The sequence below is a fragment of the Kribbella sp. NBC_00382 genome (genome assembly GCF_036067295.1).
Classification (GTDB): Bacteria; Actinomycetota; Actinomycetes; order Propionibacteriales; family Kribbellaceae; genus Kribbella.
In genome coordinates this window covers 6037262-6061190 of record NZ_CP107954.1, presented here as the reverse complement: position 1 = coordinate 6061190, position 23929 = coordinate 6037262, and the positions used below count along the sequence as shown (strand labels likewise).

Sequence of the window (23929 nt, the reverse complement as noted above, 5' to 3'; positions counted from 1 at the left end):
TATGAGCGGATACGCTCATCCCCCGCGCAACAGTAGGGCTTCGAAGGTCCGTTGCAAAGCTGGCGCGAAGCGAAACGGGAGACCAGGTTTGTTCATCGGAATCGGTACTGTCGTGAACGTCGCGACGGTGCTCATCGGCTCGGTCCTTGGCGTCCTGATCGGTCACCGGCTGCAGCACCGGACCCGCGATTTGGTCACCGACGCACTCGGCCTGGTCACGCTGCTGATCGCGATCAGCTCGGCACTCACAGTCGGCGATGAAGCCTTGAGCAAGGCCGTCGGGGACAGTGCGCCGGTACTGATCGTGCTCGGCGCGATGCTGATCGGCGGCATCACCGGGTCGCTGCTGCGGATCGAGCAGCGGCTCGAGGGGTTCGGCGCCTGGATGCAGCACCGGTTCAGCCGTGGTGACAGCGAAAGCACTTTCGTCGAGGGCTTCGTCTCGGCGTCGATGGTGTTCTGCGTCGGCCCGTTGACCTTCCTCGGCGCGCTGTCCGACGGGTTGGGGCGCGGCGCCGATCAGCTGTACCTCAAGTCGGTACTCGACGGCTTCGCCTCGATCGCGTTCGCCGCGTCGCTGGGTTGGGGCGTCGCGGCCTCCGCGGTCGTCGTACTGGTCATCCAGGGGCTGATGACGGCCGTAGGCGCAGTACTGGGCGACGTCCTTCCCGAGGCCCACGTGACCGCGCTGGGCGCCACTGGCGGGCTGCTGCTGGTCGGCGTGGCCCTGCGGCTGCTCAAGATCAAGCAGATCGCCGTCGCGGACCTGCTGCCGGCGCTGATCGTCGCGCCGCTGCTGGTCCAGCTGCTCGTTGTCATCCGCAACTGACCAGCAGTTGTTGCCTCGGACACCCAACGGGGACCTTGAACAAGTTATTAACTTGTTCAAGGTCCCCATTGGGTGTTCAAGGCAACCAGTACTGCCGGGTGCTAGTCCTCGCCGAGGTACGCCTTGCGCACGTCGTCGTTGACGAGCAGCTCGCGGCCCGAGCCGGACAGTACAATCTGGCCGACCTCGAGCACGTAGCCGAAGTCGGCCCGCTTGAGCGCCGCCTGGGCGTTCTGCTCGACCAGCAGGATCGTGGTGCCCTGCTTCTGCAGCTCGGTGACCGTCGACATGATCCGCTTCATCATGATCGGCGACAGCCCCATCGACGGCTCGTCCAGCATCAGCAGCTTGGGCTTGCTCATCATCGCGCGGCCCATCGCGAGCATCTGCTGCTCACCGCCCGAGAACGTACCGGCCGGCTGCTTGCGCCGCTCCCCCAGGATCGGGAACAGCTCGTACGCCGCGTCCAGGTCCTTGCGGATCGCGCCGTGGTCGTTGCGCGCGAACGCGCCGAGCAGCAGGTTCTCCTCCACCGACAGCCGGGGGAAGATCCGCCGGCCCTCGGGTGAGTGCGCCAGCCCCATCGTGACGATGTCGTGGGCCGGCACCTTGTCGATCCGCTGACCCATGAAGGTGATCTCGCCACCACTGGGCCTCAGCAGGCCGGAGATGGTCCGCAGCGTCGTCGTCTTGCCGGCGCCGTTGGTGCCGATCAGCGAGACGACCTGGCCCTGCTCGACCGAGAAGCTGATCCCCTTCACGGCGACGATCTTGCCGTAGGAGACTTCCAGGTCCTTGACCTCGAGCATCGCGGTCATGCTTTGCCCTCCTCGTCGGCCACAGTGCTGTCCTGGACGTGGGCCGCGGTGGTGTCCACCTCGTCCTCGTCGTCGTCCTCGCCGGTGCCGATGTACGCCTCGATCACCCGCGGGTCGGACTGGACCTCACCCGGGGTGCCCTCGACCAGCGCCTCGCCGCGGACCAGACACAGCACCCGGTCGCACAGGTTGAAGATGAAGCGCATGTCGTGCTCGATCACCACGACGGACAGGCCCGAGTCCCGGATCTTGAAGATCAGGTCACTGGCCTGCCGGGTCTCCTGCGGGTTCATACCGGCCGTCGGCTCGTCCAGCAGGATGAGCTTCGGGTCGGTGGCCAGCGCGCGGGCGATCTCGAGCCGCCGCTGGTCGCCGTACGGCATGTTGCGGGCCAGGTGCTCGGCCGACTTGCCGAGCCCGACGAAGTCGAGCAGCTCCTGCGCGCGGGCCCGGGTGGCCCGCTCCTCGCGCCGGAACTTCGGCCCGCGCAGGACCGCGGTGAGCGCGCCCGCGCTGGTCCGGCAGTAGCGCCCGACCATCACGTTCTCCAGCGCGGTCATGTTCGCGAACAGCCGGATGTTCTGGAACGTCCGGGCCATCCCGGCCTTGACGACCGCCGTCGGCTTGGGCTGCAACGGCTTACCCGCGAACCGGACCTGGCCGCCGGTCGGCTTGTACAGACCGGTCAGGCAGTTGAAGAAGGTCGTCTTGCCGGCCCCGTTCGGGCCGATCAGACCGACGATCTCGCCCTCGCGGACGGTCAGGTTGACGTCGTTGACCGCCAGCAGACCGCCGAACCGCATGGTCACCCCGGAGGCCTCCAGGATTACCTGCGGACTGGCGGGTACGGCGCTGCTCACTTCCTCCGTGACGGTCATTTCGCCTCCTCGACCAGTTCGTGCTCGATCGCCACCGCGAGTTCCTCGTCCTCTTCGTGGAACTCCAGCTGCCGCCGTCTACTGGCGACCAGCCCCTCAGGACGGAACCGCATCATCAGCACCAGCAGCAGACCGAACAACAGCAGCCGGTACTCCGAGAAGAACCGCAGCTTCTCCGGCAGCAGCTTCAGAATCGTTGCTCCTAGCAACACACCGGCGATGGTACCCATACCGCCCAGCACGATCGCCGCGAGCAGGAACGCCGACTCGAGGAAGACGTACTGGTCCGGGCTGACCGCACCGTCCTGGTGCGCCTTGATGGTGCCGGCCAGGCCGGCCAGGAAAGCGCCGACGGAGAACGCCAGCAGCTTCAGGCCGAAGACGTTGACACCCATCGCCTCGGCGGCCTTCTCGTCCTCGCGGATGGCGACCCAGCCGCGGCCGATCCGGCTGTCGTTCAGCCGGGAGAAGACCAGGATGACACCGCCGATCAGGATCAGCAGCAGGAAGTAGTAGTTCGAGAACCTGCCCAGATCGATCCCGGCGATGGTGTGCGTGGCACCGAAGTTGAAGCTGCCGATCTCCAGGTCCGGGATGCCGGGGACACCGTTCGGGCCGTTGGTCAGGTTCGGGCCGTTGTTGCCGTCCAGGTTGAACATCGAGAACCGGAAGATCTCACCGAAGCCCAGCGTCACGATCGCCAGGTAGTCACCGGAGACCCGCAGCGTCGGCGAACCGATGATCAGGCCCAGGATCGCCGCGACGCTCGCACCGAGCAGGACGACCACCAGGAACGGCGGCTTCCAGCCGATGGTGGCGAACGCCGACTGCGACATCGTGGCCGCGACGTAGGCGCCGGAGCCGAGGAACGCGATGTACCCGAGGTCGAGCAGGCCGGCCAGGCCGACCACGATGTTCAGGCCCATCGCCGTCGCGGCGAAGACCAGGACCTGGGTGGCGATCGACATGTTCGCGTCCGACCCGTTCTGTGTGAACGGGAACAGGAACGCGACCAGGAACGCCGACAGCGTGAGGACCTTCTTCTGCCGCTGGGCGACGTGACCGAACCAGGTCAGGATGCCGGTCCGCACCATCATCGCGATGATGCCGGCGGCGAAGACCAGGAACAGCACGAACGACCAGGCGTCCTCGCGGCCCAGCGCGTAGGCCGCGCCGAACAGGACACCCGCCATCACGACGGCGATCGCGAGTACCTCGGCCCAGCCCGGCGCCCGCGCCGCGGCCAGGTCACGGTGCTCGCGCAACGGAACGACTCGCGCCCCCAGGAACAGCAGCAGCGCGCCCACGAAGGACACCCAGCCACCCGGGTTGACGTTGATCAGGCCGTCGGAATCGGTGGTGATGGCAACGAGTACCAGCACCATGTAGATCAGCATCCACAGACCGAGGGCCCGCAGTCCGAGCGCCGCGTCGAGCCAGGGCCCGATCCGGGACTCGAGCGGTCCCTTGGCGGTGAGCAGCAGCAACAGGCCGAGGACCGCACCGATGATGGCCAGGATCTGCAGGCCGCCGGGGTACAGGTTCAGCGACAGGTCGCCGAGGATCTGGTCGTCGTAGCTCCAGGACAGGAAGGAGCCGATGATCAGCAGCGCCACCCCGGCCAGGCCGAGCGGCCAGCCCTTGGCGGCGTGCTTGGTCGTGAAGCTCTCGGGCAGGTTGGGAATTCTCATGCGCGATCCACCACCCTCGCTCCGAGCAGGCCCTGCGGCCGGAAGACCAGCACCAGGATCAGGATCACGAACGCCCAGACGTCCTTCCAGGTACTACCGCCGAGGCCGAACTGGGTCGCCATCGCCTCGACGACGCCGAGCACCAGACCACCGACCACAGCACCCTGGATGTTGCCGATACCGCCCAGCACCGCGGCGGTGAACGCCTTCAGACCGGCCAGGAAGCCCATCCGGAAGTCGATGTTGTTGTTCTGCAGGCCTTGGGACACACCGGCGACGGCGGCCAGCACAGCGCCGAGCGCGAACGCCACGACGATGATCCGGTCGACGTTGATACCCATCAGCCGGGCGGTGTCCGGGTCCTGCGAGACGGCCTGCATGCCACGGCCCAGACGGGTCCGCGTGATGAAGTACCAGAGCAGTGCCGAACAGATGATCAGCGCGGCGACAGTGAAGATCGCCGACCGCTGGATCGTCACGCTGCCGACCTCGACGGCCGTGCCGCTGACGACGTCGAGCTGCGGGAACGGGATCCGCTGCTTGGCGCTCGGGAAGTCCGGGATCTTCTCGTAGAAGAGCCGGATGAACTCCTGCAGGAAGACCGAGATGCCGATCGCCGTGATCAGTGGTGCGAGGCGGGGCGCGTTCCGCAGGGGACGGTACGCGATCCGCTCCATCAGCACCGCGGTGCCGACCGAGGCGATCATGGCGCCGATGATCATGATCGGCAGGATCCAGACGCCGGTCTGACCATCGAAGAACAACAGGTACGTGGTCAGTGCGCCGAACGCACCGATCATGAAGACCTCGCCGTGGGCGAAGTTGATGAGCTGAACGATGCCGTAGACGACGGTGTACCCGACCGCGATCAGGGCGTACAGCGATCCAAGGGTCAGCCCGTTCACGAGCTGCTGAAAGAACAGGTCCACGTCGACCTCCCAACTGGCTTGAGTTTGCGGCATGCCACGGGGGTGGGACGACGTGGTGCGTCCCACCCCCGGGTCATGGGTCGACTACTTGGTCTCGAAGTCCTTGGTCTCCACGGTGGCCCACTTGCCGGCATCCACCTTGTAGACGGTCAGGACCTTGGAGGTGGTGTCGCCGTACTGGTCGAAGGCGACCTTTCCGGTGACGCCGTCGAAGCTGACCTTGCTCATCGCGTCGATGGTGGCCTGACGCGCGGACTCGACGTCCTTGGCGTCCTTCAGCGAGACCTTCAGCGCGTTGATGATCGCGTTGGCCGCGTCGTAGGAGTAACCGCCGTAGGCCGCGTACGGCTCCGGGTACTTCTCGGCGGCGTAGTCGGTGACGAACTTCTTCGCCGACGCCAGCGCGTCGACCGGCGCGCCGACCGAGGTGGCCAGGTCACCCGTGGAGGTCTTGCCCGCCAGGGTGATGTACTTCGGGTCGTAGATGCCGTCGCCGCCCATCAGCGGGACGTTCAGGCCGGCGGCCTTCATCTGCTGCGACAGCGGCCCGGCGGCCGGGTACTCGCCACCGTAGTAGATGGCCTGCGGCGCGCTCGGCTTGATCGCGGTCACGACGGCCTGGTAGTTCGAGTCGTCCGGGTTGATGGTCTCGGCCTCGACGACCGTACCGCCCAGCTTCTTGAACTCCTCGGTGAAGGTGCCGACCAGACCCTGGCCGTACGCCTTCTTGTCGTGCACCGTGGCGACCTTGGTGATCTTGGCCGTCTCGTACAGGTAGCGGGCCGCGAACGGGCCCTGGACCGCGTCGGTGGTGCAGGTACGGAAGTACGACGCGTACGGACGCTTCGGGTCCTTCTGCCAGTCGACGCCCTGGGTCAGGCCGGGACCGGTGTTGGCCGGCGAGACCTGAACGATCTTGGCGGTCGACAGGACCGGCTGGACCTGCTGGCTGACGCTGGTGTTCAGCGTTCCGACGACGCCGATGACGTCCTTGTCGCCGGCCAGCGAGGTGGCGGCGTTCTTACCCGGGTCCGGCTTGGCCTCGTCGTCCTTCGCGTCGACCTCGAGCTTCCAGCCCGGGATCGCGTTGGTGTCGTTGGCCTGCTTGATAGCCAGCTCGACCGAGTGCTGGATACCCAGACCCAGCGCCGACAGGTCGCCTGACAAAGGTGCGATCACGCCGATCTTGGCGGTCTTGGTCGCGCCATCGCCGCCCCCGGCGTTGTCGTCCTTGCTGCGTGAACCGCAGGCAGTCAGGGCCATCGACGCAACGATCAGCGTCGCGCCGACCCGTACTACGGAACGCTGCTGCACTGTTCCTCCCATGTCTGGATAGTCCGAGCAAACCCCCGGACTCCCGCGAATGCCGCGAGCACCCGCAGGTTAGACCGCGAGCAGCATCACAAGCGAACGTCACGGAGCGTGTGTTGTGAGGTCGTTACCGCTGTAAGCAGCATGGGCGTCAGTGACGACTGTTAATGCCGTCCCAGCGCCGCTTTACAGTGAGCAGAGAGTGACTCAGTCGTCACTACCCGCCTCGTCAACAACCAACTCGGCGACCTGACGCATGGAAACTCTTTTGTCCATGGCGGTTTTCTGGATCCACCGGAACGAGTCCGGCTCGGTCAGCCCGAACTTGGTCTGCAGCACCGACTTGGCCCGGTCGACCAGCTTGCGGGTCTCGAGCCGCTCGGCGAGGTCTGCCACCTCACGCTCCAGCTCGGCCAGTTCGACGTACCGGGAGGCGGCGATCTCGATAGCCGGCAGCAGATCCGCCTTGGAGAACGGCTTCACCAGGTACGCCATCGCCCCGGCGTCCCGGGCCCGCTCGACCAGCTCCCGCTGCGAGAACGCGGTCAGCATCAGCACCGGAGCGATCCGCTCCCCCGCGATCTTCTCCGCCGCACTCAGCCCGTCCAGCTTCGGCATCTTGACGTCCAGGATCACCAGATCAGGCCGATGCTCCGTCGCCAGCCGGATGGCCTCCTCACCATCCCCCGCCTGCCCGACAACGTCGTACCCCTCCTCCTCGAGCATCTCCGCCAGATCCATCCGGATCAGCGCCTCATCCTCCGCAATCACCACCCGCTTAGCATTCACAAGGTCCACCCTATCGATCCCCCCTCACCTCTTCCCCCCGACGAACCGATCAAGCGCCTCAACACCTTCCTTCCGGCTGACGGCGACCATGTTCCGCCGCGGCAATCGCCACGGAATCGCGAGCAGATCAAGCGCGTCGGTCAGGATGCCGATGATGTCCTCCGACTCGTTGGAGAACATGTACCGGCCGTACTCGTACCGCTTGATCTCCCCACCCGCGAGCGGCCGGGTCGCCCAGTTCACGATCCGGCACCCGTCCGAATGAAACAAACCCCTGAGCAACATTTCGGGGTACTTGGCAACGATCTCCCGCTGCCACCCCACCAGCTCGATCTTCCGCAGATGCTTCCGCCCCACCCCATGCTGAGGAAACAAACAAGGCCAATGCTTCCACCGCACCTCGATCCGGGTCGCCGTCGAGCCGCCCCGCAAGCAAGGACTCGCCGTCGGCTTCACCAACCGCATCGTCGCCGCGACTTCCTCGCTGAGCGCCATGTACTTCTGATCGTTCGCGATCTGCAGGGTGTAGACGCCACGCCTCGCCGCCACGATGTGCCCGTCCCCGAGATACCAGCCCAACAACAACGCGTAGGCCGCCTCGTCGAGCTCAGCACCATCACACCGCGGACACGGCGTCGGCCGAAAGCTCGTCCCCCGAGGCAGTCCGAGCTCTTGGTACTGCCGCCGCCACCTCTTGATCGTCTTCACCGCAACGCCATGAATCTCGGCGTTGGCCCGATCGCTGACCCCGTTGTCCGACATCCGCAACGCGGAGTCCACCATCTCCTGCGACCTGAAGTGAGGCATGCCACCAGGCTTCCAACGACCACCGACATTTCCTGCTAGATCCGCACCGACATTGAGGGACATCTACGGCCGTACCTGCGTGAACCTCAGCCCGGGCATGGGCTAAGATCTCTGAGCACGCCCTGGTACTCCAACTGGCAGAGAGCACGGATTCAAAACCCGTTCAGTGTGGGTTCGAATCCCACCCAGGGCACGCAGCGAAGTCCAAGGACCTCGCCGAGCCTCGAACCCTCGCGGGTTCGAGGCTTCTTACTTTCCACTCCAGAACATGTCGGTGCGGGCTGGAACGCTCGTCCTGTGTACGACGGACGCATGCGACGGCGAGCACGCGAGTTACTCGCGGCTGGTGAGACCTTGAGTGCTGTGAGTCGCCTTCTCAGGGTCAGCCGCGCTACTCTCCGTGACTGGCGGGACCGGAAGGCAGCCGAGGTTGACCCGGCCGGCTGTCCCATCTGCGCCAACGGGCGACCGGCTGCCGGTCCGTACGCACACCTACTCGGCCTGTACCTCGGCGACGGCTGTCTGTCGCCCGGCAAGAAGCAGGTCTACGCCCTCCGAGTTGCCTGCGACAACAAATACCCTCGGCTGATCGACGAGGTCGAGGCGTCAATCCGCGCCGTCCACCCAACTCGCCCGGTCCATCGGGCGCAGGCAATCGGATACATCTCAGTCGTCTCGTACTGGAAGCATTGGCCCTGCCACTTCCCTCAGCACGGTCACGGCCCGAAGCACCTCCGCGACATCAAGCTGACCGGCTGGCAGCGGGATATCGTCATCGAGGAACCCGGACTGTTCCTCAGAGGCCTCTTCCACTCGGACGGCTGCCGTGTGGCGAACTGGGCGACCCGACGCGTCGCCGGCGAACTCAAGCGCTACGAATACCCGCGCTACCAATTCTCCAACGAGTCCGCCGACATCATGGCGCTCTGCCAATGGGCGTTGGACCTGCTCGCCATCCCTTGGCGAATGCCCCGGCACAATGCCCTTTCGGTTGCCAGACGCGAAGGCGTCGCCGCACTCGACCGGCATGTGGGCCCGAAGTCCTAAGCCACCAACGACGGCTTCTCCATACACGCAGGAGCGCCGCCGGCGTACAAGGAGTGCTGTCTTTGAACACCTTCTGGTGACCTTGAACAAGTTATTACCTGTTCAAGGTCACCAGAAGGTATTCAAGGTCGCCGCGGATGCAGCAAAGGCGGCCAGTTGGGTGACTGGCCGCCTCTGGTGTTGCTGGTTCTCTCAGTCGCGGTATGCCGGGGCTGCGCCGCCGATGGCGTCGCCCATTCGGTGGACTCGTAGGGCGTTGGTGGAGCCGGGGATGGAGGGTGGGGAGCCGGCGACGATGACCACCAGGTCGCCCTTTTGGAGCTTGCCCAGTTCCAGGAGGCGTTGGTCTACCTGGCGGACCATGTCGTCGGTGTGCTGGACGGTGGGGACGATGTGGGTCTCGATGCCCCAGACGACGCTGAGCCAGGCGCTGACGGACGGGACAGGGGTGAAGGCCAGGACCGGGATCTCCGTGCGGTAGCGGGCCAGGCGGAGCGCTGTGTCGCCGCTCTGGGTGAAGGCGACCAGGTACTTCGCTTCCATCCGGTCCGCGACGTCGGCTGCTGCCTTGGCGATCACGCCGCCCTTGGTACGGGGCTCCCAGTCGATCTCGGCGACCCGGCCGAGGCCGTGCTGCTCGGTCGACGCGACGATGCGGGCCATCGTCTTGACCGTCTCGATCGGGAACCGGCCGACGCTGGTCTCACCGGACAGCATCACCGCGTCGGCGCCGTCGAGCACCGCGTTGGCGACGTCGGACGCCTCGGCCCGGGTCGGGCGCGGGGCGGAGATCATCGACTCCAGCATCTGGGTGGCGACGATCACCGGCTTCGCGTTCAGCCGGGCCTGGTCGATGATCAGCTTCTGGACCAGCGGGACCTCCTCCAGCGGGAGCTCCACGCCGAGGTCGCCGCGGGCGACCATGAAGCCGTCGAAGGCCTCGATGATCTCGTCCAGGTTGGCGACTGCCTGCGGCTTCTCGATCTTGGCGATCACCGGGAGGCGCAGACCCTCCTCGTCCATGATCTTGTGCACGATCTGGATGTCGGCCGCGCGCTGCACGAACGACAGCGCGATCATGTCGGCCGGCAGGTGCAGGGCCCAGCGCAGGTCCTCGGCGTCCTTCTCCGACATCGCCGGCACGCTCACCGTGACGCCGGGCAGGTTGATGCCCTTGTGGTTCGACACCGGTCCGCCGACGACGACCCGGCAGATCACGTCGGTCTCGGTCACCTCCTCGGCGACCAGAGCGATGCGGCCGTCGTCGATGAGCAGCTGATCGCCCGGATTGACGTCACCGGGCAGCCCGTCGTACGTCGTACCGCAGATGTTCACGTCACCGGGAACCTCCCGGGTGGTGATGGTGAAGCGCTCGCCGTAGGTCAAGGTGACCTTGCCTTCGGCGAACTCCGCCAGCCGGATCTTCGGGCCCTGCAGGTCGACGAGGATGCCGACGTTTTTGCCGGTCTCCTCCGCTGCAGCGCGAATCCGGTGGTAGATGCGCTCATGCTCGGCGTGGGCGCCGTGGCTCAGGTTCAGCCTTGCGACGTCCATGCCTGCTTGGACGAGTTCCAGGATGCGCTCAGGGGCGGCCGTAGCCGGGCCGAGCGTACAAACGATCTTTGCGCGACGCACGTCACAAAACCCTACTCCTACAAGACCACTGCGCCGCTGGTCCGCCCCCGTTACTGGTGGGTTAACACCTTGTATCAGTTGGCCAGCGGCTTGTACGTGCCGACGGTGACCTCGCCGGTCAGCTCGGCCGTGACGGTCTGCAGACCGGTCGGCTGACCCTTCACGTAGGTGATCAGGGTGACCTCGCCCGGCCGCCGCAGGGTGTACCCGAGGGCGAACGCGTACGCCGCTCCGCCGGTGGTCCCGTTGGTGTACGTGGTGACTGCCTTCTCGGCGAGGATCTTCGTCTCGGGCCCGACCTGGCGATGCAGATGCCCGGACAGCAGCAGCGACGCGCAGCCGCGATTCGCGGTGTCCTGGAACGATGCCGGGTCGTGGACGACGAAGGTCGAGATCCGCTCGTCCTCGGGCTGGTCACAGGCCACGTCGGCCAGCCGCTTGGACTGTTCCACCGTCGTCTCGTCGCCAGGTGTGTCCGCGCTGCCGAGACCGGTTCTGGTGGGGTCGCTGTCGCCCAGGAAGCGGATCCCCTCGACCTCGACCGGCTTGCTGTCGAGCACGGTGAACTTGTTCTTCCGCATCGCGTCCTCGATGTGCCCGCCGGCGTCGTGGTTGCCGGCCACGGCGACCACCTTGAGGTCCTTGAAGTGCTGGGCGAGCGAGTTGATGCTGAACACCTCCCACGCCTGCCCGGAGGACGAGTCGTCGCCTGCATCGATCAGTACCTTCGCGCCCGCGACCTTGGCGACCTCGGCGGCGAACGGGTCCATACCGATGTTGTCGTGCCGGTCCGAGACCAGTAGCGCGACGGTCTCCCCCTCGGCCGCCTGATGGATCCGGCCGCCGACCCGGCTCACTCGGTCGCGGAGCTGGCCGTAGAACTCGGTAGAGCGTTCATAGGTCTCGACGGCGGTACGGATCACGCCGACCCCACCGGTAGTGGAGAAGCCTGATGCGACCTCGACGTTCTTCAGGCGGTCGTCGAAGGAGAGTTCGGGGAGCAGCTTCGAGAGTGGTTGCCAGGTGGTCGGGGCAGCTTCGGGGGTACGCATCTGGGCAGGGCCGAAGATGGAGGCGATCGTGGTCAGCATCGCGACGAGGATGACGACCGCGCGGTGCTGGACCCGGCGTTCGGAGTTGTGCAGGGCTTTCCAGAGCTCACGCCGGCGACGGGGCCCGATCATCGCCCAGGCGGTTGCGACGATCACTGCCACCAACAGGCCTGACCCTGCGCCGGCGACCGCGTTGTCGACGGCCATCTCGCGGACCACCTGGCGGATCCGGGCGATCTCACCGTCGGGCTGGGAGGCGATCAGGGCATCCCGGTTGAGCAGTTCGGTGAGGTTGTCGGCGTCGGTTTCCTGGATGTCGATGTTGAGGCCGAGGTCCGCCGGCAGGTCGGTCTGCAGGCGGAGACGGGGCAGTACGGCACCGAGGTCGAGGGTGGCGTGGTTGTCGAAGGTCGGTGACACGTTGGCGGCGTGTGCGCCGATCGTGACCCGCTCGGAGTCGTTGGCGAATCCGAGCAGGCCGATCGATACCGACACGAGCAACCAGAGCAGCACCAGCAGGGCCCACGGCACTGCCTTGCGGACCCGGGCCCTGGTCACCAGCCGTCGAAACACGGTCCCCAACCTATTGCGCTGGATCAAGCAGGTGCATCTCGGCGCGCGGTCAGACCACCAGCGGGCGGGCCGTGGGTGGGATCGGGGTGGGCAGGGTGGAGGAACCGGTGAGGTGGGCGTCTACACCGGCGGCGCAGGAGCGGCCTTCGGCGATGGCCCAGACGATCAGGGACTGGCCTCGACCGGCGTCACCGCAGGCGAAGACGCCGTCGACCGAGGTCTGGTAGGACTTGTCGCGCTTGACGTTGCCGCGCTCATCCAGTTCGACGTCGAGCTGCTCGAGGAAGCCTTCCTTCTCCGGGCCGAGGAAGCCCATCGCGAGCAGCACGAGCTGCGCCGGGATGGTGCGTTCGCTCCCCGGTACCGGAGTGAAGCGACCCTCGACGAGCTCGACCTCGACCAGGTCCAGACCAGAAACGTTGCCGTCAGCATCCGCCACGAAGTTGTTGGTGGAGACCGCGTAGACGCGGTCGCCGCCCTCCTCGTGAGCCGAGGCGACGCGGTAGATCATCGGGTACGTCGGCCACGGCTGGCCGGCCGGGCGCTCCTCCGAGGGCCGCGGCATGATCTCCAGCTGGGTGACGCTGCGAGCACCCTGGCGATGCGCGGTACCGAGGCAGTCCGCACCTGTGTCGCCACCACCGATGATCACCACGTCCTTGCCGGTGGCAACGATCTGATCCTCGACCGTCTCCCCCAGCGCGACCTTGTTGGCCTGCGGCAAGTACTCCATCGCCTGGTGGATGCCGCCGAACTCGCGGCCCGGTACCGGCAGATCGCGGGCCGCCGTCGCGCCGGTGGCGATCACGACAGCGTCGTACCGCTGCTTGAGCTGCGTCCCGGTGACGTCCACGCCGACGTTGACGCCGGAGCGGAAGACGGTGCCCTCTTCCTTCATCTGCTGGATCCGGCGCTCGACCTGCGCCTTCTCCATCTTGAACTCGGGGATGCCGAACCGCAGCAGCCCACCCGGCGCCGAGGCGCGCTCGTAGACGGCGACGGTATGACCTGCCCGCGTCAACTGCTGCGCGACCGCAAGACCGGCCGGGCCGGAGCCGACGACCGCGATCGTCTTGCCGGTCAGCCACTCCGGCGGCTGGGGCCGGACGTCGCCGGACTCCCAGGCCTTGTCGATGATCGCGACCTCGACGTTCTTGATCGTGACCGGCTCCTGGTTGATGCCGAGCACGCAGGCCGGCTCACAGGGTGCCGGGCACAGCCGCCCGGTGAACTCCGGGAAGTTGTTCGTCGCGTGCAGCCGCTCGATCGCGCCGGTCCAGTCGTCGCGCCAGACCAGGTCGTTCCACTCCGGGATCAGGTTGCCCAGCGGGCAGCCGGAGTGGCAGAACGGGATGCCGCAGTCCATGCAGCGGCCCGCCTGCTTGGTGATGATCGGCAGCAGCGCCTTGCCGGGCCCACCGTGGTAGACCTCTTTCCAGTCCTGCTTGCGTTCCTCGACCGGGCGACGGTCGGCGACCTCGCGCTGGGTGGTCAGGAATCCCTTCGGGTCAGCCATCAGATGGCCTCCATCATCGCTCGCGTGGTGGCGTCCTCGTCCAGCCCGTCACGTTCGGCAGCCGCCTTGGCTGCCAGTACGCGGGCATAGTCACGGGGCATCACCGTGGTGAAGCGGGCAGCCGCGGCGGTCCAGTCGCCGAGCAGCTTCTCAGCGCGCTCGGAACCGGTCTCCTCGTGGTGCCTGCGGACCAGGTCGTGCAACAGCTCGGACTCCGCCTCGGTGAGTGGGAGCAGGTCGACCAGCTCCGGGTTCACCAGCGCTGGGTCCAGATCGAGCACGTGGGCCACGCCGCCCGACATGCCCGCCGCGAAGTTCCGGCCGGTCGCGCCGATGACGACGACGCGACCACCCGTCATGTACTCGCAGGCGTGGTCGCCGACCGCTTCGACGACCGCGGTGGCACCGGAGTTCCGGACACAGAATCGTTGCCCTGCGCCACCATTGATGAACAGCTCGCCCGAGGTCGCGCCGTACGCGATCACGTTGCCGGCGATGATCTGGTCGGCCGCGTCGAACCGCGCGTCGCGGTCCGGGCGGATCACCACCCGTCCACCGGACAGGCCCTTGCCGACGTAGTCGTTGGCGTCGCCCTCCAGCCGGAGCGTGACACCGCGCGGCACGAAGGCGGCGAACGAGTTGCCCGCCGATCCGGTGAAGGTCAGGTCGATCGTGCCGTCGGGCAGTCCGGCCGCGCGGTACTTCTTGGTGATCGCGTTGCCGAGCATGGTGCCGACGGTCCGGTTCACGTTCCGGATCGCCAGCTGCGCCCGGACCGGCTCGCCGTTGTCGATGGCCGGCGCGCAGATCCGGATCAGCTCGTTGTCGAGCGCCTTGTCGAGCCCGTGGTCCTGCTTGACGGTCTGGTGCCGTGCAGCACCCTCCGGCAGCGACGGCACGTGCAGGATCGGCGACAGGTCGAGCCCGTCAGCCTTCCAGTGGTCGACCGCGCGCTTGATGTCCAGTACTTCGGCATGCCCGATCGCCTCGTCGAGCGTGCGGAAGCCAAGCTCGGCCAGGTACTCCCGGACCTCCTCCGCGATGAACTCGAAGAAGTTGACGACGAACTCGGGCTGCCCCGCGAAGCGCTCGCGGAGCACCGGGTTCTGCGTCGCTACGCCGACCGGACAGGTGTCCAGGTGGCAGACGCGCATCATGATGCAGCCCGAGACGACCAGCGGAGCGGTGGCGAAGCCGTACTCCTCAGCCCCGAGCAGTGCCGCAACGACGACGTCCCGGCCGGTCTTGAGCTGGCCGTCGGTCTGGACGACGATCCGGTCCCGCAACCCGTTGAGCAGCAGGGTCTGCTGGGTCTCGGCCAGACCGAGCTCCCAGGGCCCTCCCGCGTGCTTCAGCGAGGTCAGCGGAGCCGCACCGGTACCACCGTCGTGCCCGGAGATCAGTACGACGTCCGCATGCGCCTTGCTCACACCTGCGGCGATCGTGCCGACGCCAACCTCCGAGACCAGCTTCACGTGGACCCGAGCCAGCGGGTTCGCGTTCTTCAGGTCGTGGATCAGCTGGGCCAGGTCCTCGATCGAGTAGATGTCGTGGTGCGGCGGCGGCGAGATCAGACCGACGCCAGGTGTGGAGTGCCGCGTGTTGGCCACCCACGGGTACACCTTGTGCCCCGGCAGCTGACCACCTTCACCGGGCTTCGCGCCCTGCGCCATCTTGATCTGGATGTCGTCGGAGTTCGTCAGGTACTCCGAGGTGACGCCGAAGCGACCCGAAGCCACCTGCTTGATCGAGCTCCGCCGGGACGGGTCGTGCAGCCGGTCGGAGTCCTCGCCGCCCTCACCGGTGTTCGACTTGCCGCCGAGCCGGTTCATCGCGATCGCGAGGGTGGTGTGCGCCTCGGCGCTGATCGAGCCGTAGCTCATCGCACCCGTCGAGAACCGCTTGACGATCGCCGACACCGGCTCGACCTCGTCGATCGAGATCGGCTCGCGGCCGGACTTGAAGCCAAACAGACCGCGCAGCGTCATCAGCCGCTCGGACTGCTCGTCGACGCGCGACGTGTACTGCTTGAACACGTCGTACCGACCGGTGCGGGTCGAGTGCTGCAACCGGAACACGGTCTCCGGGTCGAACAGGTGCGGCTCGCCCTCACGCCGCCACTGGTACTCGCCACCGACGTCGAGCGCACGGTGTGCGCTGAGGATGCCGTCGGCCGGGTACGCCCGGAGGTGCCGACGCCTGACCTCCTCGGCGATGACGTCGAGACCGATCCCGCCGAGCTTGGAGGAGGTACCGGTGAAGTACTCCTCGACCAGGTCCGGGGCCAGACCGTTGGCCTCGAAGATCTGCGCGCCCGTGTACGACGCGACGGTGGAGACGCCCATCTTGGACATCACCTTGAGCACGCCCTTGCCCAGCGACTTCACCAGGTTGCGGACGGCCTGGTCGGGCTCGATACCCGGCAAGTACGTTCCGCGGCGGCAGAGGTCCTCGACGGACTCCAGCGCCAGGTACGGGTTGACTCCGGCGGCGCCGTACCCCATCAGCAGGGCGACGTGGTGCACCTCGCGGACGTCGCCGGCCTCGACGACCAGACCGACCTGGGTGCGGGTCTTCTCCCTCACCAGGTGGTGATGAACCGCGGCCGTCAGCAGCAGCGACGGGATCGGCGCGTGCTCTGCGTTGGAGTGCCGGTCGGACAGCACCAGGATCCGGGCGCCGGCCGCGATCGCTGCGTCGGCTTCGGCGCAGATCTCGTCGAGCCGGGCCTTGAGCGACGCACCGCCGCCCTCGACCACGTAGTTGCCGCGCAGCACAGTCGTCGCGAGGCCGGGCAGGTCGCCGTCCAGGTTGATGTGGCGGAGCTTGGCCAGCTCGTCGTTGGTGAGCACCGGGAACGGCAGCACCACCTGACGGCAGGACGCGGGCCCCGGGTTGAGCAGGTTCGCCTCCGGCCCGAGTGACGAGGACAGCGAGGTGACGAGCTCCTCGCGAATCGCGTCCAGCGGCGGGTTGGTGACCTGTGCGAACAGCTGCGCGAAGTAGTCGAACAGCAGCCGCGGCCGGTCGCTCAGGACGGCGATCGGGGTGTCGGTGCCCATCGAGCCGATCGGCTCGGCACCCGTCTTGGCCATCGGGGTGAGCAGGATCCGCAGCTCTTCCTCGGTGTAGCCGAACACCTGCTGGCGCCGGGTGACCGAGGCGTGGCTGTGCACGACGTGCTCCCGCTCGTGCAGGTCGTCGAACCGGATCAGGCCGGCGTGCAGCCATTCGTCGTACGGGTTCTCGCGGGCCAGCGCCGACTTCACCTCGTTGTCGGTGATGATCCGGTGGCCCTCGACGTCGACCAGGAAGATCTTGCCCGGCTCGAGCCGGCCCTTCTGGACCACGGTCGCGGGGTCGATGTCGAGTACGCCGGCCTCGGAGGCCAGTACGACCAGCCCGTCATCGGTGACCCAGTACCGCGAGGGGCGCAGGCCGTTGCGGTCGAGGACCGCGCCGACCTTGGTGCCGTCGGAGAAGACGACCGACGCCGGTCCGTCCCACGGCTCCATCAGGGTCGAGTGGAACTCGTAGAAGGCGCGGCGCTTGGGATCCATCGTGGTGGCGTTCTCCCACGCCTCCGGGATCATCATCAGCATCGCGTGCGGCAGCGACCGGCCGCCCAGGTGGAGCAGCTCCAGCACCTCGTCGAACGAGGCGGAGTCGGAGGCTCCCGGAGTACAGATCGGGTAGAGCTGCTCCAGGTCGCCGGGGATCAGGTCGCTGGCGAGCAGCGCCTCGCGGGCCCGCATCCAGTTCCGGTTGCCCTGCACGGTGTTGATCTCGCCGTTGTGGGCGATGTACCGGTACGGGTGGGCCAGCGGCCAGGACGGGAACGTGTTGGTGGAGAAGCGCGAGTGCACGACGCCGATCGCCGAGGCGAGGTCGGGGTCGGTCAGCTCGGGGAAGAACTTGTCCAGCTGGTCGGTGGTCAGCATCCCCTTGTAGGTGATGGTGCGGCCCGACAGGGACGGGAAGTAGGTCTCGGTCTCCTTCTCGGCGCGCTTGCGCAGCCGGAAGGCCATCCGCTCCAGCGCCAGGCCGAGCACGCGACCGGCCTTGGCCGCCACGAACAGCTGGCGGAACACCGGCATCACCGAACGCGCGGTGGCGCCCAGCAGGTCCGGGGTGGTCGGCATCTCGCGCCAGCCCAGGACGGTCAGGTTCTCCTCGGCGGCCAGCTCCTCGATCCGGGCGATCGCCTTGGAGGCGTCGTCGGGATCCTGCGGGAGGAAGGCGATACCGGTCGCGTAGCTGCGGGCGACCGGCAGCTCGAAGTCGCACACCTTGCGGTAGTACGCGTCCGGGATCTGGATCAGGATGCCGGCGCCGTCGCCGGAGTCCGGCTCGGCACCCGACGCACCGCGATGCTCGAGGTTGCGCAGGGCGGTCAAAGCCTTGGCCACGATGTCGTGGCTCGGTTCACCGGTGAGGGTTGCTACGAAGGCCACACCACACGCGTCGTGCTCGTGGCGTCCGTCGTACAGGCCCTCGCTGGGGAATGGGGGGCGACCATACATTCAGGGGCTCCCGTCGTCCTACGGTCAACTACTGGCCGCGGGACAACATTGGCCCAAGCCGGGAGTCCCGAGACTACCTCATGACGACCATCAGGTGGACTCTCATCCCACCGTCAGAACGCCTTTCACAGTCCACAATCACGGCGTGTAAGCAAGCGCTCACTCCGCTGTCTACCCATGGTGACATCGATCGGGGCGGTGGGGTGAATATTTCAGGTGAGTTGCCTGTACAGGTGGTAGATCTTGGTGGATGTACTGGGAGCCGGACAGTGACTGGACTGCCCTGACCGCGGGGACGGGCGTGTCCAACGGCGGGGTTTGGCTTACTCCGGACGGGTTGGTGGCCAAGCGGTTGCTGCCGGGGGTTGAGCGGGCGGATCACTACGCGTACTGGCGGCGGCAGGCTGAGGTAGCTGCTCACGGGGTGGTTGAACGGTCCGTCGGGCTGCGCGGGCCTCGGTGTGTGAAGGTCGAGAGCGATCCAGACGGTGTGACCGTTTGGAGCGCGGCGGTCTCAGAGGTCTCGTTTGAGCCTGCGGAGTTGGCGTTGGCGCTCGGGCGGTTCGGGCTGAACGAGTTCGAACCGGCGGAGTGGTTCGCCCGGCGGATTCTGCGGGATCGGCTGGCGGGCGACGAGAGGGACGCCGGCTGGGCGCGGCTGGTGCTCGAGGATCGGTTGCCGGCCGGGCTTCGACGGGACTGTGGCGTGTTGTGGGAGCGCCGGGACGAGCTGATGGATGAGCTCGATCGGTTGCCGCAGCAGGTGGTGCACGGGGACGCGCATCCGGTGAATCTGCTCGGGCGCGAAGGCGACGAGGTGATGGCGGTCGACTGGGAGCAGTTCGGGATCGGGCCGCTGGGGTTCGATCTCGGGTATCTGGTGGCATCCACCGAGGCGGCGATCGACGTACTGCTGCCTGCCTACCAAAGCGGGAGTCGGTCGAGCTGGCCGGACGACGCGGTACGGCGTGGGGCGGTACTGACTGCTGCGATCACGGTTGTCGCCCGGGCGGCATGGTCGTTGGGCCAGGTCGAGCCAGGTGACCACATCGAGCGGCTGTGCCGGTTGGCTCAGGTGGTCGAGGAGGCTGCTCGCCAGGCTTTGTAGAACGCCTGGTAGCTGGGGAATCTGGTCGTCACGGCTTCCTGCAGTACGGCGTACTGGGCGTCGGAGCCGTTGAAGGCCGCGCGGTCGAGGGTGCCGTCGGCGAGGAAGATCAGCGCGGTACGGGCCATCACGAAGGCGGTGGTGCGATCGTCGATCGGCGCGCCGAGGGAGAGTTCCTCGGGCGCCATGAACCTGGACGAGCCGAACATCCGTCCCATGTCGTTGCGGTAGGCACCGAGTCGGTAGTCGTCGAGGTCCATCGCGGTGAGCTGCCGGGTGCCGAAGTCGTAGAGCAGCGAGCCGTCGTAGAAGTCGCCCTCGACCCAGCCTTGGCTGCTGAGCAGATCGTGCAGGTCGAAGAGCTGGTCGAGCGCGGCGGTCAGCTGGTCGATGGGGAGGGCGCGGAAACGCTGGAACGCGCTGGTCGGGTTGTCCTGCCGCGTACCTAGGTGCTCGCCGTCGCGCCATTCGTAGACGAGCGACGGACCGGCCGGCGACTCGATCAGGCCGTGGTACTCCGGCAACAGCGGATGGGCGACCGCCTCGGCCAGCCGGGCTGCGTTGCGCAGGCCTGCCTCGCGCCGTTCGAACTTGGCGAACGGCTCGGGGTCGGACGGGTCGCCCGCGGTCTTGATGAAGTACCGCTGGCCGGCGACCTGTACGCCGTACGAGACGTTGCCGGAGTCCTGCGTGTCGGCGCCGAAACGCGCGAACACGTCGCCGAATTGGTAGAGGAACTGGTCTGGCCGGTCGTCGATCGCCGCGGGAAACACCCGCGAGACACTAGCCGATGCCCGGGCCGACCAAAGTACCGACGCCGTAGGTGAGGGCTGCCGCAGCGCCGCCGAGGAGGAGTTGGCGGAGGCCTGAGTACCACCAGGAGCGGCTCGTTACCCGGCTGACCACAGCGCCGCAGATGAAGAGTGCGGTGAGGGACATGATCAGGGCGGGGATGACGGAGCTGGCGCCGAGGAGGTACGGGAGGAGCGGGATGAAGGCGCCTACTGCGAAGCAGATGAAGCTCGAGCCTGCTGCGACGACTGGTGAGGGGAGGTCGTTGGGGTCGATGCCCAGTTCTTCGCGGACGTGTTCCTCGAGGGCCTGGTCCGGGTTGGCGTGGAACTGCTTGGCGACTCTGTCCGCGAGGTCCGGGTCGAGGCCCTTTTGCTGGTAGGTCTCGGAGAGTTCGCGTTCCTCGTCGGCGGGGTGGCGCTGGATCTCGCGGCGTTCTACGTCGATCTCGGCTCTTGCCAGTTCTCGCTGGGAGGCTACTGAGGTGTACTCCCCTGCCGCCATCGAGAAGGCGCCGGCTGCTAGGCCGGCCAGTCCGGCGAGGACGATGAACTTGGAGCCGCTGTCGGTGCCGCCGTCCATGCCGGCGATCAACGCGAAGTTGGAGACCAGGCCGTCCATGGCGCCGAAGACGGCTGGTCTCAGCCAGCCGCCGGTGACGTCGCGGTGGGTGTGGTCGCCGGAGTGTTCGGCGGAGATCTCAGTCACGGGATCCGTCGGTGGAGTCGACCTTCACGTCACCCTCCACCGGGCTGTGCGGGCCGATCTCCTCAACCACATTCGCCTCGGTGGCCGGGTCTGCCTCAACCGCCGCCTCGGGGGTGGTGGCTGGGTTTTCCACCGAGTCGGCGTCCGGTGAGGCGGGGGCGGCTGGCGTGGCGGTGATGTCTTCTTGGCCGGGCTTGAGGCGGGTGGCGAGGATGAAGTAGGCGACGGCGAGGACGAACATGATCATCGCGGTCCACACGTTCAGGCGGAGGCCGGCGAACTCGTTGACGGTGTCGATGCGGAGGTTTTCGATCCAGGCGCGGCCGGCGGTGTAGCCGGCGACGTACAGGGCGAAGGCCCGGCCGTGGCCCAGTTTGAAGCGGCGGTCGATCAGGATGACCAGGGCGATGACGCCCAGGTTCCAGATGGCTTCGTACAGGAACGTGGGGTGGAAGGTGCCGAAGTCGGCGAAACCGTCCGGGCGGTGGGCCGGGTCGATCTCGAGGCCCCACCAGTGGTTCGTCGGGCGGCCGAAGAGTTCCTGGTTGAAGTAGTTGCCGAAGCGGCCGACCACCTGCGCCAGCGCGATCCCCGGCGCCATCACATCGGCGACCGCCAGGAACGGCACCTTGTGGCGGCGGCAGGCGATCCACGCGCCGAGGCAGCCGAAGCCGACCGCGCCCCAGATGCCGAGCCCGCCGTGCCAGATCTTCAGCGCGTCGATCGGGTGCTTGCCCGCACCGAAGTACAGCTCGGCGTCGGTGATCACGTGGTAGATCCGGGCGCCGACCAGACCGAACGGCACCGCCCACATGATGATGTCGGCGAGCACCTCCGGCGAGCCGCCGCGGGCGATCCAGCGCCGGCGACCCAGCCAGTAGCCGGCGAAGATGCCGATCAGGATGCAGATGGCGTACGCACGCAACGGCAGCGGGCCGAGGTGCCAGACACCCTGGCTGGGACTGGGGATGAACGCCGGGATGATCACGGCGGGCACGAGACTAGACATGGCAGTCGGACCCTACTCGACCCGCCCCGATCGCGACCACCAACCCCGTGGTCACGATTGGGGGACGGAGCGTCAGCTGATACCGCTGATGGCGGCCTTGAGGCCGTCGACGGTGAGTTGGTCACCCTGCAGCATCTTGTCGTTCACGAACACGGTGGGGGTGCCTTCCACCTTGCGATCGTTGGAGGTCTTGTTGATCGACTCGAGCCAGCCCGCGTAACTGTTGTCCTTGATCGCGGTCTCGAACTTGGCGTCGTCGATGCCGAGCTTCTTGCCCAGCTCGATCAGCTGGTCCTCGGTCCACGCCTTGGTGAAGTCGGCGTAGATCTCGTCGGCGTAGCTCAGCGCCTTGCCACTCGCGGCGGCCGCGGCGAACGCGTTGGCCAGCCGGGGCGAGGCACCTGGGTTCACGAACTTCAGTGGGTAGTACGTGAGCGTGATCGTCCCGTCCTCGACCAGTTGGTCGAGCACCGGCCCGGTCTCCTTCTCGAACTCCGCGCAGTGCGGGCAGCGGAAGTCCAGGAACAGGTCGACGTTCGTCGTCGCGCTGTCCTTGCCGACCTTGACACCTTCGCCGTTGGTCCCCGGACCGGTCAGTACGGCCGGCTCGGTCTGCCCGTTCGAGGTCACGTCGACCGACGAGTGCTTGCGCCAGTAGTCGACCCCGACGGCCGCGACGATCGCCAGCACCACCACGCCCACGACGACGATCAACCCGACCGGCAGGCGGCGCTTCTGCGGCTCCACCACCAAAGGACTGGCGGGTCTCTTCTTCTTGCTGTTGGTCACGAGGCGACGACTCCTGTCGAGGGTTCCGGTTCGAGCGCGAACCTGCTGCGCGGGTTGACGAACAACCACCCCGCGACCACCAGCAGCCCCACATCCCGCAGGATCTCCTGCAGGTACTTCGTATCGCCGGGCGCGACCTGGCCGCCACCGCCGAAGCAGCCGCAGTCGATCGCCAGGCCACGAACCCAGGCCGACCACACCGCGGCGATGAACAACACCATGAAGACACCGGCCGCCACCGCAGCGGCCCGAACACCGTAGCCGACGATCAGCAGCAGCCCGATCCCGATCTCCAGGAACGGCAACAGCAGCCCGACAACCCCATCAAAGCCCTGCGGCAGCAACTCATAAGCCCGGACCGCCTGCGTCGCGGCCTCCGGATCGGTCACCTTCAGCGCACCGGCGACCAGCATCACCCCACCCAGCAGCAGCCGGGCGACCAGCGACACCCACGACTTCACTGGTTGTCCTCCACCAGCTTGCCGAAGTCGTGCGCCAGATCACCGATTGCCGCGTTCGACAGCCAGAGCACCCCGGCCTTGTCGTTCTTGCCGAACCCGAGCACCTGCGCGCCGTGGCCGACCTCGTACCCACCCGAGGGCAGCTTCTGCATCCCCTCGACCGGTACGCCGACCGCCTTGGCGATGTCCTTGATCGACCCCAGCGACCCGGTCAGCCCGACGAACGATGGGTCGAACCGGTCCAGGTACTTCCGGATCACCGGCCCCGTGTCCCGCGCCGGGTCGGTAGTGATGAACAGCAACTGCACCTGGTCCCGCACCGACTCGTCGAGCTTCGTCAGCGCGGACGCCACGTCGGCCATCACCGTCGGGCACACGTCCGGACAGTTGGTGTAGCCGAAGAAGACCAGCGTGACCGGCTTCTTGGTCGAGGTGACCAGGTTGAAGTCGTTGCCCGATGTATCGGTCAGCACCTTGGCCGGCAGCGCGTACGGCCGGTCCAAGGTTGCCCCCCGCAACCCGCTCGGATCACCTGCCGGGGTCCGGATGATGGCCCCGCCGGGGTTGTTGGCCGTCTGCTTCTGTCCGCCGCTGCAGCCCACGAGGGCAAGCAGAGCCACCGCGGCGAGGAGAACAGCCGCGTTCCTGGTTCGACTCACGGACG

Annotated in this window: 20 protein-coding genes and 1 tRNA gene; 4 read left to right on the top strand and 17 right to left on the bottom strand. The window is 67.1% G+C overall.

Features of this window, described 5'->3' with window-relative positions; translation table 11 throughout:
- The first annotated feature begins 88 nt into the window (after nt 1–88).
- Nucleotides 89–829: a DUF554 domain-containing protein gene (locus OHA70_RS28905; protein WP_328322830.1), complete on the top strand. Its 741-nt coding sequence runs from the start codon at nt 89–91 to the stop codon at nt 827–829.
- A 101-nt stretch (nt 830–930) separates the two neighbouring features.
- On the opposite strand, the gene OHA70_RS28900 is transcribed toward OHA70_RS28905, so the two are convergent.
- The 7 genes from OHA70_RS28900 to OHA70_RS28870 form a co-directional block, all read right to left on the bottom strand.
- Nucleotides 931–1647, bottom strand: a complete 717-nt coding sequence (locus tag OHA70_RS28900; RefSeq protein ID WP_328322829.1) for an ABC transporter ATP-binding protein — start codon at nt 1645–1647, stop codon at nt 931–933.
- Nucleotides 1644–2525 carry an ABC transporter ATP-binding protein gene (locus tag OHA70_RS28895; RefSeq protein ID WP_328322828.1) on the bottom strand — a complete coding sequence of 294 codons (882 nt, stop codon included), beginning with the start codon at nt 2523–2525 and terminating at the stop codon, nt 1644–1646. The genes OHA70_RS28900 and OHA70_RS28895 overlap by 4 nt, the downstream gene beginning before the upstream one ends.
- The gene (locus tag OHA70_RS28890) at nt 2522–4216 is read right to left on the bottom strand and encodes a branched-chain amino acid ABC transporter permease (RefSeq protein WP_328322827.1); all 1695 of its coding nucleotides are present in this window, start codon (nt 4214–4216) and stop codon (nt 2522–2524) included. The genes OHA70_RS28895 and OHA70_RS28890 overlap by 4 nt, the downstream gene beginning before the upstream one ends.
- A complete protein-coding gene (locus OHA70_RS28885; protein ID WP_328322826.1) occupies nt 4213–5145 on the bottom strand; it encodes a branched-chain amino acid ABC transporter permease in 933 nt (310 codons plus the stop codon). Before OHA70_RS28885 ends, OHA70_RS28890 begins: the two co-directional genes overlap by 4 nt.
- 84 nt (nt 5146–5229) lie before the next feature.
- The gene (locus OHA70_RS28880; RefSeq protein WP_328322825.1) at nt 5230–6471 is read right to left on the bottom strand and encodes a branched-chain amino acid ABC transporter substrate-binding protein; all 1242 of its coding nucleotides are present in this window, start codon (nt 6469–6471) and stop codon (nt 5230–5232) included.
- 192 nt (nt 6472–6663) lie between these two features.
- The gene (locus tag OHA70_RS28875; protein WP_328322824.1) at nt 6664–7254 is read right to left on the bottom strand and encodes an ANTAR domain-containing response regulator; all 591 of its coding nucleotides are present in this window, start codon (nt 7252–7254) and stop codon (nt 6664–6666) included.
- 15 nt (nt 7255–7269) lie between these two features.
- A complete protein-coding gene (locus tag OHA70_RS28870) occupies nt 7270–8052 on the bottom strand; it encodes a transcriptional regulator (RefSeq protein WP_328322823.1) in 783 nt (260 codons plus the stop codon).
- Nucleotides 8053–8171: 119 nt separating this feature from the next.
- Here OHA70_RS28870 and OHA70_RS28865 point away from each other — a divergent pair.
- Nucleotides 8172–8245 (top strand) — tRNA-Leu (locus tag OHA70_RS28865).
- 170 nt (nt 8246–8415) lie between these two features.
- Nucleotides 8416–9099, top strand: coding sequence for a transcriptional regulator (locus OHA70_RS28860; protein ID WP_328322822.1), 684 nt, complete (start codon nt 8416–8418; stop codon nt 9097–9099).
- Between the two features lie 192 nt (nt 9100–9291).
- On the opposite strand, the gene pyk is transcribed toward OHA70_RS28860, so the two are convergent.
- The 4 genes from pyk to gltB form a co-directional block, all read right to left on the bottom strand.
- Complete coding sequence (pyk, locus tag OHA70_RS28855; RefSeq protein WP_328322821.1) at nt 9292–10734, bottom strand: pyruvate kinase; 1443 nt, start codon at nt 10732–10734, stop codon at nt 9292–9294.
- A 74-nt stretch (nt 10735–10808) separates the two neighbouring features.
- Nucleotides 10809–12359 carry a metallophosphoesterase family protein gene (locus tag OHA70_RS28850; protein WP_328322820.1) on the bottom strand — a complete coding sequence of 517 codons (1551 nt, stop codon included), beginning with the start codon at nt 12357–12359 and terminating at the stop codon, nt 10809–10811.
- A gap of 49 nt (nt 12360–12408) precedes the next feature.
- Nucleotides 12409–13875, bottom strand: coding sequence for a glutamate synthase subunit beta (locus OHA70_RS28845; RefSeq protein ID WP_328322819.1), 1467 nt, complete (start codon nt 13873–13875; stop codon nt 12409–12411).
- Nucleotides 13875–18398: a glutamate synthase large subunit gene (gene gltB / locus OHA70_RS28840; RefSeq protein ID WP_328322818.1), complete on the bottom strand. Its 4524-nt coding sequence runs from the start codon at nt 18396–18398 to the stop codon at nt 13875–13877. Before gltB ends, OHA70_RS28845 begins: the two co-directional genes overlap by 1 nt.
- 250 nt (nt 18399–18648) lie before the next feature.
- Between gltB and OHA70_RS28835 the strand changes: the two genes are divergently transcribed.
- Nucleotides 18649–19506, top strand: a complete 858-nt coding sequence (locus tag OHA70_RS28835) for a phosphotransferase (RefSeq protein ID WP_328322817.1) — start codon at nt 18649–18651, stop codon at nt 19504–19506.
- On the opposite strand, the gene OHA70_RS28830 is transcribed toward OHA70_RS28835, so the two are convergent.
- The 6 genes from OHA70_RS28830 to OHA70_RS28805 all read right to left on the bottom strand — a co-directional run bounded on the left by OHA70_RS28830 (nt 19470) and on the right by OHA70_RS28805 (nt 23924).
- Nucleotides 19470–20279 carry a hypothetical protein gene (locus tag OHA70_RS28830; RefSeq protein ID WP_328322816.1) on the bottom strand — a complete coding sequence of 270 codons (810 nt, stop codon included), beginning with the start codon at nt 20277–20279 and terminating at the stop codon, nt 19470–19472. The genes OHA70_RS28835 and OHA70_RS28830 overlap by 37 nt on opposite strands.
- 10 nt (nt 20280–20289) lie before the next feature.
- The gene (locus tag OHA70_RS28825) at nt 20290–21006 is read right to left on the bottom strand and encodes a VIT1/CCC1 transporter family protein (protein ID WP_328322815.1); all 717 of its coding nucleotides are present in this window, start codon (nt 21004–21006) and stop codon (nt 20290–20292) included.
- Entirely contained in the window at nt 20999–22015 is a 1017-nt protein-coding gene (gene lgt / locus OHA70_RS28820) for a prolipoprotein diacylglyceryl transferase (protein WP_328322814.1), read from the bottom strand. The genes OHA70_RS28825 and lgt overlap by 8 nt, the downstream gene beginning before the upstream one ends.
- Before the next feature lie 72 nt (nt 22016–22087).
- Complete coding sequence (locus OHA70_RS28815) at nt 22088–22804, bottom strand: DsbA family protein (protein WP_328322813.1); 717 nt, start codon at nt 22802–22804, stop codon at nt 22088–22090.
- Nucleotides 22801–23265, bottom strand: coding sequence for a MauE/DoxX family redox-associated membrane protein (locus tag OHA70_RS28810; protein WP_328322812.1), 465 nt, complete (start codon nt 23263–23265; stop codon nt 22801–22803). The genes OHA70_RS28815 and OHA70_RS28810 overlap by 4 nt, the downstream gene beginning before the upstream one ends.
- Nucleotides 23262–23924: an SCO family protein gene (locus tag OHA70_RS28805; protein ID WP_328322811.1), complete on the bottom strand. Its 663-nt coding sequence runs from the start codon at nt 23922–23924 to the stop codon at nt 23262–23264. The genes OHA70_RS28810 and OHA70_RS28805 overlap by 4 nt, the downstream gene beginning before the upstream one ends.
- Between the last annotated feature and the right edge of the window lie 5 nt (nt 23925–23929).